Raw genomic sequence first — 13184 nt, 5'->3', positions numbered from 1 at the left:
AATTGAAAACGTTTTATATACAGGGGGAAGAATGATGCTTGGGGTTTTCAAAAAAAATATTAATAAAACAAATGCCAGTATAATCGAATTAAGTAAGGACCAACAAATAACTTTTAATGTCCCTACTAATTCTGAATTAAAAATTCAAATGGATATGCTACATATTTCAAAAGAAGATTTACAAGTTGTAAAAGTACTACAGCCTTTTATTTATGCAGAAATTGATTGGATTACTGAAAAATTCTATGCCAACATTACAAAACAACCTAATTTAATTACTATTATTGAACGTTACAGCTCTATTCCAAAACTAAAACAAACTTTAAAAACACATATTAAAGAATTATTCAGCGGCAATATGCATGAAGATTTTATTGAACAGCGTGTTAGGATTGCCAAAAGGCATGTACAAATTGGTTTACATCGAAAATGGTATACTGCTGCTTATCAAGAATTGTTCCGCTCTATCATGAAGATTTTGCAAACAAAAATAACAACAATCGATGATTTTTCCTATTCTATAAATGTTATAAATAAATTATTTACTCTTGAACAAGAACTTGTTCTTGCAGCTTATGAATCTGAATATGAAAGAATGCAAAAAGAGCATGAGAAAGAAAAAGAACTAACTGCTATGACAATTACGCATATCGCAACAGAACTAGCTGCTGTATCTGAAAAAACAAGCTCTTCTATTCAAAAACTAACCGCCAAATCTGAAACTATTGTAGAGATTGCTAAAACAGGTACATCATTAGCTACAACATCTGAAGAAAAAGCCAATAAAGGGAAAGAACAATTAAACCAGCAAAACAAACGAATGGGATCTATTCAAATGAATATGGAAACGATTATTACAGATACTCATGAACTCCTTAATATTTCTAACAAAATTAATGAAATCATAGATATTGTTAAATCGATTGCGGAGCAAACCAATTTACTCGCACTAAATGCAGCTATCGAGTCTGCACGTGCTGGAGAATTTGGGAAGGGGTTTTCTGTTGTTGCTGGTGAAATTCGAAAATTATCAGAGCAAACGAAAGAATCTATATTTAACGTTACAAAGCTCGTTGAAAAAACAAATGAACAAATTACCCGTGTCTCGTCTTCCGTGAAACAAATTAGCTCTCTCGTATCGGAAGGAACGGATAGTATGTCAGCAACAGATCGATACTTCCAAGAAATTGTAAAAGATATGTCTAACTCAAAAGAACAGAATAAGAAAATTGAACACGAGCTACAAGCTATTTCACAAGTAATGAAAGGAATTCAAGATGATTCCTCACAAATGGCTCTAACAGCCGATAATTTACAACTAGAACTAAATCGATAAGATAAAGTGAAACTTTAATCAACGGGGGTTTTGTTCATCCCCCGTTGATTATCAGCCCTCACCAATCGGGCTTTTACGGGCAGCCCGCCCCCCACCTAACTTCTTTGCTTTCGCTGATTTTGAGGTGGGGGTCTTACTGCCTGGAAAATAGCGGGATCAAATTCAAGTCAGGCATACTTTTCATCTGCACTGACTACTAAATTTCATCTTCCATCAAAAAAAGAATCCAGAATGGATTCTTTTTATTTTCTGAAAAATATTTTTTGACAATACACATAACTCATATAAACACCAAAGCTCTGCAAAATGAACAATGCCGGCATAATTACATTGTAATATGCCATATCTACTTGAAAGAGCTTTAACAATACGTAGCCACTAATTAAAAATAAGAACAACATATATCCCTCATTTTGTTGTTTCTTAATAAGGAAGTGTAATAGAGCTATAGTCATAAACAATGTTACGGCTATATATATCAGTTTTTCACATTTGAAAAGAATAGAATTTACCCCTTCATCTGAAAACTGATTTATCATCGGTTCTAAAAGTTTAAATCTTTCTCCCTCAATCTCTTTTAACTTTTGATCAATATGCTCTGTTACACTTTGATTTTTCGATATTTTTTCTTCATGTTGCGTCTTTCCAATTAAAACGGATTGAACATACGTCTCATTTGAAATCGTATATTGTGACAATCCCATTGCCTTAATTCCATAATTCACACTAAAATGGGCACTATAAAATAGAATAAGTATCCCTATCATTTTTAGTAACACCTTTTGTTTCGTTGCTGATTGAAATACTTCGATTAATAATACATATACCGTAATAAAAATAGGAAGAAATAATCCCATTGGGAAAACCATATTACTAAATGCAAATAAAATCGCTGAAAACACCCACATATAAGGATGATCTAATCCTTTATATAAAAGTATGTAACAAGCAAAATAAAATAAAAATATTGCAAGTGATTCAGGAGTTAATACGGAACTCATGAATATATTTGGAATATACAGAGCATAAAAGATAGAAGCAATACGACCGCATTCTTCTCCAAAAACCATTCCCGCAATACGATAAATAAATAATGCTGTTCCTGTGCAAAATAGCACATTAAATAGTTGTAAAGCGAATAATGAATCACCAAATATACGAATAATTACCGACTCATATATAATAAAAGGCAAATGAGTTACAGTCCCTATATTATTACCAATTGCAATCTGCTTTGCAGACTCATACATCACTTTCATATCACCAATTATTGGAGCATCTACAAATAACAGCATACTAACCCTCACAACTATAGATATACTTATAAGAAAAATAAGAAATTGTTTATCTGTAAAACGATATTGTAGAATTGATGCCACTAACAAAATAAGTATGATAAAAATTGCTAATATGATTGTTACACTTGTTGTACTTCCTCCAAAAAATTGCTTACTTGTCTCAAATGCTGCCCAACAACTATAAACAAAAAATGCGAGCATCGCACCGATTGTAATTTTATTGAAGAAAGATGAAAAATTTGTTTGTATATGATTCATATGTCCATTGCACCTCTATTTCCATTCATAACAAAACGATTCTATCATGAATGGGTACACGGCTGATAGGGAATTTCTATGACAAATACATAGTCATTACTTTTTACTTGCAATGTAAGCGAATCCTCTTTTACACTACATTTTAGATAAAATAAATTTTCTTTCAGTTACATGAATACAAATACAGAAGTTTAAATAATCCTCTTTTGGAATACACTTTACTTCATTAAATATCTAATATGAGTAATCTGCTTACACATATTATTCTGATTGAAAACAGACTATAGGGGCTGAATATATGGAAAAGAAATTCATGCGAGAATCTAAAGCAATTAAGACAACACGTGTTTTTCCTAACGATTTAAATAATCACCAAACACTTTTTGGAGGGAAATTATTAGCAGAAATTGATAGTATTGCTTCAATTGCGGCTGCAAGACATAGTCGTAAACATTGCGTAACAGCATCTATTGATTCAGTTGATTTTTTAACTCCAATTCACCAAGCTGATTCTGTTTGTTATGAAGCATTTGTATGTTATACAGGGAAATCTTCAATGGAAGTTTTCGTAAAAGTAATCGCAGAAAACTTATTAGCAGGCGAGCGTAGAATTGCTGCTACTTGCTTCATTACATTTGTGGCAATAAAAGATGGAAAACCTTCATCCGTACCACAAGTACTTCCTGAAACTGAAGAAGAACATTGGTTACACACAACCGGTTTAGAACGCGCGGAAAACCGAAAAAAGGGACGTTTAAAAAGTAAAGAGATGGCTGAAGTTTTAACTTTAAGTAAGCCATGGAATATATAATACGATACTCTCACTTCATACATGCACAGGTTTATTTCATCCTTGCATGTATTTTTTATTGTAAAAAATTCCACCTCTTATCTTTTATTTACTGTTTGTCTCCTAAAATAATCCACCAGTTTTTCCTTTATTTTGCTATACTATTAATGGTATATTAGATAAGGTTCGTTTAAAAATAACTATAATATAATTAAGTATATAAGGGATGGTGCGATAATGTCTATTGAGGTACCAATTTCAATACCAAAAACGTTAATTATTATTCCTGCGTATAACGAGGAAGAAGCAATTGCAGATACATTAACAAGATTATTAAAACTAAAACAGCATTTTACAGAATTAAGCATTTGCGTTATTAATGATGGATCACATGATAAAACAGCTCAAATCGTAAATGATTTTCCTGTTCACCTTGTGAACTTACCATATAACCTAGGTATTGGCTCAGCTGTACAAACTGGTTATAAATACGCTTATGAGAATGGATATGATATTGCGATTCAGTTCGATGCTGATGGGCAACATAATCCTGATGATTTGTACAAAATTATAAAACCTATTGCTGAAGACCAATGCGATATGGTGCTAGGTTCACGTTTTACAGAGAAAACAGCCTATAAAGGTAGTATTTCTAGAAGAATTGGTATTTTTTATTTTACTGCTCTACTGAAAGTACTAACAAAACAAACCTTTATGGATCCAACTTCTGGGTATCGTGCTATCAATAGAGAAGTAATTAAGATTTTTGCACATAATTATCCAAAAGATTATCCAGAACCAGAAGTCCTTATTCATTTAAAAAAGAAAAAATTACGCATTAATGAAATATCCGTAAATATGCAAGAGCGTCAAGGGGGACAATCTTCTATCACACCTCTTAAATCTGCATATTACATGATTAAAGTAAGCCTTGCTATATTGATGCAAAAAATTGTGAAAGGTTGATAATAAATGCCTATAATTACCTTTTCATTTATCTTCATTCTATTATTATTTTTATTAATTATTAATTCCATTCGTCGTGGAGCTTTAGAAACTAAATATGCTATTTTATGGATTTTTGTTTGTGTTGCAATGGCTATTTTAAGTTCTACTGAAAAAATTATAAATTGGATTGGCCAACTATTACACGTAGAATATCCTCCATCTGTTTTATTCTTATTTGGACTATTATTCTGTTTCATATTAATTTTTGACTTAACAAGAAAAATTTCTAAATTACATCATCAACTTGTAACGTTAACGCAAGATTATGCGTTATTAAAGCAAAAATTAAAAGTAACGCAACCTGAAACCGATAAAGAATAGTTTTCTATTTAAATATTAATATATACAAAAAAACATCTTAATTTTTTAAAAAAATTAAGATGTTTTTTATTGCAAACTATTTTTTTCTAATTAATAATTTACTAATTTTCATAACAGTTGCCACGGTCCCAACTCCAATTATAATAAATAAGAATGGTATTAACGGTAATGCATATCGTTCATATGCAACATAAAAACATGTTAAAGCTGTTTGCAATAAAAGGATTGACCATAAAAATGTAGTCTCTCTCCACCTTTTTAAAAGGAAAATAAATGAAAGTACTGTACATATTAAAAACGTCGTCTTAATAAAATTATATATTTCATTCATATCCTTTGCAGAAACATTGAATACTTCAATATTATGCTCTATAGAATAATACGGTTTTTTCCAAAGAATTTCTGGCTTCAAAACTAAATAACTCTCTATCATAGATTCCTTATCAGTTTTCCACCATTCCTTCATTTTATCAATCGCTATTTTTTCTTCTAATTCCATAAATTCATGTGCTTCAAGATTAGGGTATTTTGCATGTAACTCTATTTCAAGTTCCCCCATATCCTTACCTTCTGGGTAACCTTTCCCTTGATACGTTCCAAGTAATAACGGATTCCCTGCCCCAGCAGTTAGTGGGATAAATTTATCAAATTGAATGTAATTGCGAGCCCACCATGGTCCAAGTACGATAAGTCCTATTCCTATGCTTATAATCGCTTGCTTCATCATAATACGGAATGGGTAGCGTTTCATTAAAAGATACCCAAATAGTAAGATTGGATATAAGGCAATTTGTACACGGAGGTACAGTGCTAAAAAGTAGAAAATTAATACAATCAGAAGATGTTTCGTTTTATGAGTATCAGCTAATTTTAAACTCCAATATACTAATCCTAATGAAAGGAATAGAAACGGTCCTTCTGTTAAAGTTAAATTTTCCATAACAATCTCTGGAGGATACACAGCTAATAAGAAAGCACCTATTAATCCTGCAGCAGAATTCAATAAATAAGTACCAATCTTATAAGTTAGCAAAATACTAAGTACTCCTAATAGGATAATAATTAATTTTGCTACAAAAAGACCTTCACTGCCATTTCCAAAAAAATAAAATACAACAGCTAATAAAGCTGGAAAACCCGGCATAATATGAATCGTTGGTTTATCTGGTTCATGATATGTTAACATCCCTGTTTCCAATAAAATATTTGCCGTTTTTTGATAACCTATATCATCGCTAGCTATAGATAGATCTGCACCATGTGTTTGTAAAGTTGCAAAACGAAGTGCAAAACCGACTATCATAATAATCCCTAAAAGGATTATATTAGATTTGCGAGTAAATCGCCCTAACATCTCATCTTCTCCCTTCAGATACATAATTTTCAAAATATATTTCTATATTTTTACAACACAATACGTTCTATAATAAATACTTTTTATACAAAGTACAACAATAGAAAGTTGATTTACAAAGTTTATATGCGTTAAACTTATACAGATGTTCTTGTAATCTTCTTCCTTCCAAAAGGCTTGTATATATGATGCAAGACATAAAAAACTTGAGGAGATAAAAATTCTATGATGGAACAAAAGCAACTTGTTTCTGTTGTCATACCCCTGTATAACACGGAAAAATATATTGAAGAAACGACGCAGTCAATACTAGATCAAACATATAAAAACATTGAAATTGTAATTGTAGATGATGGAAGTAAAGATCAATCACCTTCTATTGTGAAAAACCTTGCTGAAAAATACCCAGGGCAAGTAAAATACGTTCATCAAAAAAACCAAGGTGTTTCGGTAGCCCGTAATACAGGTATCGAAAATGCTAGCGGAGAATATATCGCTTTCCTTGATAGTGACGACTTATGGCATCCAACTAAAATTGAGAAACAAATCGAGAGTATGCATAAAAACAACATGGACGCGTGCTATTGTGGTTATATGAATTTCTACGAAGAAACAGGCGAAAAGCTTGAGCATACAACAAACTTTATTAAAGGTGATATGGCAAAAGCATTCCTAACACATCAAGTTGTTGCTCAAACAAGTACTTGGATTTTCAAACGATCCATCGTAATGGATCATAACATTCGTTTTACACCAGGATGTAGTTGGGGAGAAGATTTAGAGTTTTTATTTAAACTTATGAGTTTGACAAATGTATGTTATGTCGATGAATACTTAACTTATTATAGAATCTTATCAGAAGGAAATCTTTCTTCTAAGTATAAAGATTATGAATTAAAAACAACAAAAGAGCTAGAAGTATTCAATCGTATGAAAGATTGGGTACATAATAAATCTCAAGACTTCATTACGAAAGACCCTCAGTCACTGATTGAGATTCTTGAGACTTATTTATTCCCTTATACAGTCATCAATAACGCTTGTATATATATTAAAGAAAACTCTCGATTAGATAAATCACAAGTTCAATTAATCAAAAAAGATATAAGGAAATATTGCCGTAAAATCTATTCAAAGAATGGAAAGCGTAGTAAAAAACTATATGCAATGCTTTGGTTTGTACGAATTAAATTTCTGTTTTCTTAAACTGAAAATATAACGATACTCTCTCTTTCTGTGAACAAATTAAATTTACAAATAGGACAAACTAACCGGGTCCTAAAGAATAGAAAGGTCTTTTCTCATGAAAACAAATAAAATTCTAAAAAACGCATCCTACCTCTTTGTAGGAAACATTACTGTCCGCTTTGTACTGGCTATTGCAACAATTTTCTTTGCAAGATATGTTTCTCCAAGTGATTACGGTATGTTTACAACTGCGTTAGCAGTTTCAGCTGTTATTTGTTACTTTACAGATGCAGGTTTAACACATACGTTTATGCGTGAAGGAACGAGAAGCGATGCTAATATTAGTGTGCTAATAAGTAGTTATTTACGTATTCGTTTAATATTAGCTATCGTAATTTCTGTACTTTTCGCTATTTTTGCCCAGTTCTTCTATCCCGATGCTTACTTACGTGCGATGGTATATTGGGTTGTCCTACCAACAATGTTCGGAGCAACCTTACAAGGTGTTGGTATGGCTTACTTCCAAGTAACAGAACGCATGCAATTTACAGCTATTATTTCTGTACTACAAGGTGTAACAGCTGCTGCTGCCCTATTACTAGGGATGTCTTTCCAATGGTCACTTATGATGGTTGCTGCCATGTACGGGGTATCTAGTCTTGTAACAGGTGTTATCGCCTTTATAATGACAATACGTTACACGGAAGTCCATAAGGGTTGGGATAAAGGCATTTTAGATCAACTACTTATTTTCACGATCAACGGAATCATTATTATGCTCTTACCACAATTGGGCCCTATTATATTAGAAAAGGTTTCAACATATAAGCAAGTTGGATTCTTTGGTGCTGCATCTAAAATACCTGCTGTACTATATCAAATACCTGGAGTAATTGCAGCTGCTTTTTATCCAAGACTTTTTGCTTTTGGTAATGAGAAAAATATTGAAGAACATAGAAAATTATCAAGTTTTGAATTAAAACTTATGTCTTTTTTAGGAATGGGAATTTCTATCCCCTTTATTGCTGATCCAAGTTTCTGGATTGTTAGTTTATTAGGAGAAAAATACGCTCCCGCTGGTGACGCTCTTGCTATTCTAGCGTTTATGGTTATTTTACAATCAATTAACTATCCACTAGCCGATAATTTAACAACGATTGGCCAGCAATGGAAACGTGCAACAACAATGACTATTGGATTAGTTGTTGCCATCATAGGTTATATTGTATTAGGTAGTAAATATGGAATGATGGGGGCAGCTGCCGCAGCCATCATTACCGAAATTACACTATTAATTGGATTTACCCTCTTTATTCGTAAAGGCATGCAATTATTAGTTAAAGGAATTATATTTAATTCCTTAGCCTTTATTATTAGTTACGGTATATACCGAATTGCATTAATCAACTTACCACCATTAGTTGCTTTAACTCTTACTGGTATACTATACGGTATAATCGGAATTGTAATTGATCCTCAAATACGTGGATTCGTTTTAGGATTTATAAAACAAAAGCTTATTCGCAAACATGCTTAAAAGCAAAAAGCTTTTCCTATTTAAAAATGGAAAAGCTTTTTGCTTTTTTATATACCATCATTTTTCTTCAGTAAAAAAATGCTATATATTCCAGCTCAAATTGACTTACTTTCTGAAAATGCCTTATACTAAATTACATGTAAACTATGAACTTCAACGCTTGTAAAAATATATATGCTTCAACAAAAATATATATTTTCTCATGTTAAAACTAAAGAACACACCTTTAAAAATTGGTGTGTTTTTATATGCTACCTAAAAACTAGTTGCTACATGTAACGACTTTCAAAGGAGGATTATCAATTTTTATGAGCATAAAGCCGAATAATAAATTCTTTTCCAAGAAAACAATAATAATTATGCCAATATTATTATTGTGCGCTTTTGCTTTTCATTATTTCTTTTTAACATCTAATCAAGCCTTTTCTGGTACAGGGGATGCGTTACGTCAATTTGGTTTTTTTACGTTTCTTCTACAACATGCCTTTAAAGATGGCAACCTTTTTTGGTCTTTTGATTATGGATTAGGTGGAGATTTATTTGGAGAGTTTAGTTATTATTACAGCACATCACCGTTTTTCTGGATTACACTGTTACTACCTAAACTAAGTCTTGAGCAAGTATATGACGTGAAATTATACATGAGTATTTTAAAAAACTTTTTAGCTATGGTATTCATGTATGGTTCTTTACGTTACCATAATAAAACAGCATTCTCATCTTTTGTTGCTGCTATTATATATGGTGGTTGTATTACTTTCATCCGCCACTCTTTACTATGGGATTTCATGGCTGATGCCATTGTATTTTTACCATTAGTAATATGGGGACTTGATAAATATATTATTGAAAAGAAGTGCGGACTTTTCCTAATCGCTGCTACTTTAATGTTAGCATCAAACTTTTATTTTGCTTTTATCACAAGTATTTTCATATTTATTTATGCATTATTCCAATACTTTGCGACACAACAAAATAAAACGATTGTCTCTTTTCTAACTTATTATATTAGAATCGGTTTATTGTATGGATTATCACTCGGTTTAGCCGCCGTTTGCTTCCTCCCATCAGTTAATGCCGTATTTAGTGCTGATCGACTATCAAAAAAGTTTGAGATACCATTATTATTTGAAGATAAATTTTATAAAGATTTAATGGAAAATATTTTCTTCATGTATAATGCTGAAAATCATCAATTAGCTTTACCAGCTTTAATTTTATTCTTAATCGTATTTGGAATGTTTATACGTGATAAACTCGTTAAAAATAAAGTATTCTTTACGTTATTCATGTTCATTCTGTTTATGCTTCCATATACATATTCTGTGTTTAATGGTTTTTCAGCAATGCAATCTAGATGGTTCTATTTATTTGTATTTGTAATTGCCCAAACAATTGCATACATTCTAGATTGGATGATTATTCATAAGAAAGACTACAAATTACCTTATTTAATAAGTTTATTAGTGTCTATTGGATTATTCATTTATGCATTTTATAGAAAAGCAAATATAAATGTAACTGATAAACCTTTACAAGACGTTGATAACATTTTACTCGGAACTGTCGTTCTTTCTGTTATTACAGTATGTTTATGGCGTTATATTTCCAAACCTTTCATACAATTTTTAGTTGTATTGAATGTACTCGTTAGCACAATTTCTATGAATTATATGTATGCGAATAATATACTTAGCACCGTTTACGGACAGAGCCAGATTTCAACTGAAAAGTTACACGAACCAGGCTATGATAATAAAGAAGAAATTGCTGCAATTCGCTACATACAAGAAAATGATAAAGACTTTTATCGTATTCTTAATCCATATAGCGAATATAACACACCGATGCTACAAGGATATCATGGCGTAAGTACGTATCAAAGCTTAGTTAATTATTATGTCCATGACTTTATGAAAAATAAATATGGTGTATTCCAAATGTACGATACACCTTCAATGTTTTATCAAGCTGATAGTCGACTACTACTCGAAAATATGCTAGGTATAAAATATCGCGTATTAAGTGCTGATACAGATTCAAAGAATGTACCTTATGGATATAAACTATTACAGCAAGTAGGACCATATAATATTTACAAAAATGACTATGCTTTACCGTTAGGATATGTATATGATTCGGCTATAAGTGAAGAAGAATTTTCTAAATTAAACTTCGCTCAGCGTGATCAATTATTATTACATGCTGTTGTCGTTAATAATACAAAAGAATTTTCATTAAACCATTTTAATAAACAAGACCTCAAATCAAAGGCAGTATCTATTAAAACGGAAAAAGCAAAATTCGAAAACATGGAAAAACAAGAAAATAAACTAATTGTTCATGGCTTTGGAAATATGATTGTACCTATCAATTATCCTGATACACCTGGTGATCTACTGATAGAATTAAAATTAAAAAATGCAGGCACATTCAATGCAACTGTTAATGGAAAAACGATAGGAAAAGGGGACGATGCTGGTGCATACTCTTATCCGTTAGAAAGGTTTGTTTACAATTTGGGCAATGAGCGTCCAGAAAACCTAACTATCTCTATTGATATGGCAGGTGAGTATGAATTAGGTGACTTGCAAGCAAATATTGTAAACTATGAAAGTGTACAAAAAGAAACAAAAAAACTAACTGAAAATAGGCTTGAAAATATTTATTATAAGAACAATTATTTAAAAGGGGATATCAAATCAAATAAAGACGGGCTCTTATATTTATCTGTCCCATATAGTAAAGGCTGGACTATAAAAATTGATGGAAAAGAAACAGAATTTACGAAAGCGAATTCTGCCTTTATCGGTGTTCCCATTACAAAAGGTTCACATGTAATCGAAATGACTTACGTTACACCTTACTTCAAATTAGGTATGATTATATCAATCATCTCACTAATTATCTGTATAGCTTTACTAATTTTCAAAAATCCAAAAGCACGACGAAAATTTTCTTTTAAAAAGCAATAATGAGCAATCAATGAATCATGAATCTATCCAATTGGATAGATTCATATAAAAACGCATAACATTGTTTTAACCCACTACAAACAAGGAGTGTCAAAAATGACTCTTTCAATCGTTGTACCATGCTACAATGAAGAAAAGGTGCTTCGAGCCTTTTATTCAGAGACTTCTCTTGAAATTCATAAATTAACTACCGATTATGAATTTGTTTTTGTTAATGATGGTAGTAAAGATGATACTTTAAATATTTTACGTGATTTAGCTAGTTCAGATTCGTCAGTACACTACATATCATTTAGTCGAAACTTCGGAAAAGAAGCTGCAATGTTAGCTGGTTTAAAATATGCTACAGGCGATGCAATTGTTATTATGGATGCTGACTTACAACACCCTCCTACGTTAATAAAAGAACTGTTAGAAGGATATAACGACGGCTACGACCAAGTCATTGCAAAAAGAACAAGAACTGGTGATTCACCCGTTCGCTCTTTCGTCTCTCGTCTTTACTATAAAGTGATGAATAAATTTGTAGATATTGAATTAGTAGACGGTATTGGTGACTTTAGACTTTTAAGTCGAAGAGCAGTAGATTCTTTATTATCTTTAAGTGAATACAACCGATTTTCAAAAGGCTTATTTTCTTGGATCGGTTATAACGAATTAATCATTGAATATGAAAATGTATTACGTTCTGATGGAGAAAGTAAATGGACCTTCTCGAAATTATTAAATTACGGAATTGATGGTGTAATTTCATTTAATAATAAACCGTTACGTCTATCTATATATCTCGGATTACTAACAACCATTTTAGGACTTTTATACGTAATCACTACGTTCGTTCAAATCATCCTTGGTGGTGTGGAAGTTCCTGGTTACTTTACTCTCATTTCCGCTATACTATTTATTGGCGGTATTCAACTCATATTCCTAGGTGTTATTGGTGAATATATCGGTCGTATTTATTATGAAACAAAACGTAGACCGCATTTTATTGTAGCTGAAAAGAAAGTTAGTGAAGTTAAACAAAAGGCATAACCAAAAAGTTACTTCTGTAGGTAGAAGTAACTTTTTTATATACTAACATTTACAAACACTTCTTTTGAAAAAATATACATTTTG

The 13184-nt window shown here is 31.5% G+C and carries 10 protein-coding genes and 1 pseudogene; 9 read left to right on the top strand and 2 right to left on the bottom strand.

Annotated features, from left to right (window positions below; all coding sequences use genetic code 11):
* Positions 1-31 precede the first annotated feature (31 nt).
* Positions 32-580, top strand: a pseudogene (locus QO049_RS30880) (protoglobin family protein); the annotation flags it as partial.
* A 15-nt stretch (positions 581-595) separates the two neighbouring features.
* Positions 596-1336 (top strand): methyl-accepting chemotaxis protein, encoded by a 741-nt coding sequence (locus QO049_RS30875; protein ID WP_370512974.1) that lies wholly within the window; start codon positions 596-598, stop codon positions 1334-1336.
* Positions 1337-1578: 242 nt separating this feature from the next.
* On the opposite strand, the gene QO049_RS00365 is transcribed toward QO049_RS30875, so the two are convergent.
* Positions 1579-2892, bottom strand: a complete 1314-nt coding sequence (locus QO049_RS00365) for an ArnT family glycosyltransferase (RefSeq protein ID WP_044585043.1) — start codon at positions 2890-2892, stop codon at positions 1579-1581.
* 298 nt (positions 2893-3190) lie between these two features.
* Here QO049_RS00365 and QO049_RS00360 point away from each other — a divergent pair, with 298 nt between their 5' ends.
* The 3 genes from QO049_RS00360 to QO049_RS00350 all read left to right on the top strand — a co-directional run bounded on the left by QO049_RS00360 (position 3191) and on the right by QO049_RS00350 (position 5011).
* On the top strand, positions 3191-3703 hold the full coding sequence (locus tag QO049_RS00360; protein ID WP_000412120.1) for an acyl-CoA thioesterase: 513 nt from the start codon (positions 3191-3193) through the stop codon (positions 3701-3703).
* 216 nt (positions 3704-3919) lie between these two features.
* On the top strand, positions 3920-4648 hold the full coding sequence (locus QO049_RS00355; protein ID WP_000021476.1) for a glycosyltransferase family 2 protein: 729 nt from the start codon (positions 3920-3922) through the stop codon (positions 4646-4648).
* Between the two features lie 6 nt (positions 4649-4654).
* Positions 4655-5011: a DUF2304 domain-containing protein gene (locus QO049_RS00350; protein ID WP_001121767.1), complete on the top strand. Its 357-nt coding sequence runs from the start codon at positions 4655-4657 to the stop codon at positions 5009-5011.
* Positions 5012-5087: 76 nt separating this feature from the next.
* Here QO049_RS00350 and QO049_RS00345 read toward each other — a convergent pair whose 3' ends face one another.
* Positions 5088-6365, bottom strand: a complete 1278-nt coding sequence (locus tag QO049_RS00345) for a glycosyltransferase family 39 protein (protein WP_000901470.1) — start codon at positions 6363-6365, stop codon at positions 5088-5090.
* Between the two features lie 225 nt (positions 6366-6590).
* Between QO049_RS00345 and QO049_RS00340 the strand changes: the two genes are divergently transcribed.
* From QO049_RS00340 to QO049_RS00325, 4 genes are all read left to right on the top strand, one after another.
* Entirely contained in the window at positions 6591-7571 is a 981-nt protein-coding gene (locus QO049_RS00340) for a glycosyltransferase family 2 protein (protein ID WP_246961688.1), read from the top strand.
* Positions 7572-7668: 97 nt separating this feature from the next.
* Positions 7669-9090, top strand: coding sequence for an oligosaccharide flippase family protein (locus QO049_RS00335; RefSeq protein ID WP_246961691.1), 1422 nt, complete (start codon positions 7669-7671; stop codon positions 9088-9090).
* Between the two features lie 308 nt (positions 9091-9398).
* Complete coding sequence (locus QO049_RS00330) at positions 9399-12065, top strand: YfhO family protein (protein WP_246961693.1); 2667 nt, start codon at positions 9399-9401, stop codon at positions 12063-12065.
* A 96-nt stretch (positions 12066-12161) separates the two neighbouring features.
* Positions 12162-13100 (top strand): glycosyltransferase family 2 protein, encoded by a 939-nt coding sequence (locus QO049_RS00325; protein ID WP_000175827.1) that lies wholly within the window; start codon positions 12162-12164, stop codon positions 13098-13100.
* Positions 13101-13184: the final 84 nt, after the last annotated feature.

Source organism: Bacillus sp. RB3, from assembly GCF_030164735.1.
GTDB classification, from domain to species: Bacteria; Bacillota; Bacilli; order Bacillales; family Bacillaceae_G; genus Bacillus_A; species Bacillus_A cereus.
This window is presented reverse-complemented; position numbering and strand designations above follow the sequence as displayed.

Excerpts from the sequence above, each read along its gene's own strand:
- QO049_RS30875 (WP_370512974.1), top strand. The coding sequence starts at position 596 with ATGCAAAAAGAGCATGAGAAAGAAAAAGAACTAACTGCTATGACAATT.
- QO049_RS00365 (WP_044585043.1), bottom strand. The coding sequence starts at position 2,892 with ATGAATCATATACAAACAAATTTTTCATCTTTCTTCAATAAAATTACA.
- QO049_RS00360 (WP_000412120.1), top strand. The coding sequence starts at position 3,191 with ATGGAAAAGAAATTCATGCGAGAATCTAAAGCAATTAAGACAACACGT.
- QO049_RS00355 (WP_000021476.1), top strand. The coding sequence starts at position 3,920 with ATGTCTATTGAGGTACCAATTTCAATACCAAAAACGTTAATTATTATT.
- QO049_RS00350 (WP_001121767.1), top strand. The coding sequence starts at position 4,655 with ATGCCTATAATTACCTTTTCATTTATCTTCATTCTATTATTATTTTTA.
- QO049_RS00345 (WP_000901470.1), bottom strand. The coding sequence starts at position 6,365 with ATGTTAGGGCGATTTACTCGCAAATCTAATATAATCCTTTTAGGGATT.
- QO049_RS00340 (WP_246961688.1), top strand. The coding sequence starts at position 6,591 with ATGATGGAACAAAAGCAACTTGTTTCTGTTGTCATACCCCTGTATAAC.
- QO049_RS00335 (WP_246961691.1), top strand. The coding sequence starts at position 7,669 with ATGAAAACAAATAAAATTCTAAAAAACGCATCCTACCTCTTTGTAGGA.
- QO049_RS00330 (WP_246961693.1), top strand. The coding sequence starts at position 9,399 with ATGAGCATAAAGCCGAATAATAAATTCTTTTCCAAGAAAACAATAATA.
- QO049_RS00325 (WP_000175827.1), top strand. The coding sequence starts at position 12,162 with ATGACTCTTTCAATCGTTGTACCATGCTACAATGAAGAAAAGGTGCTT.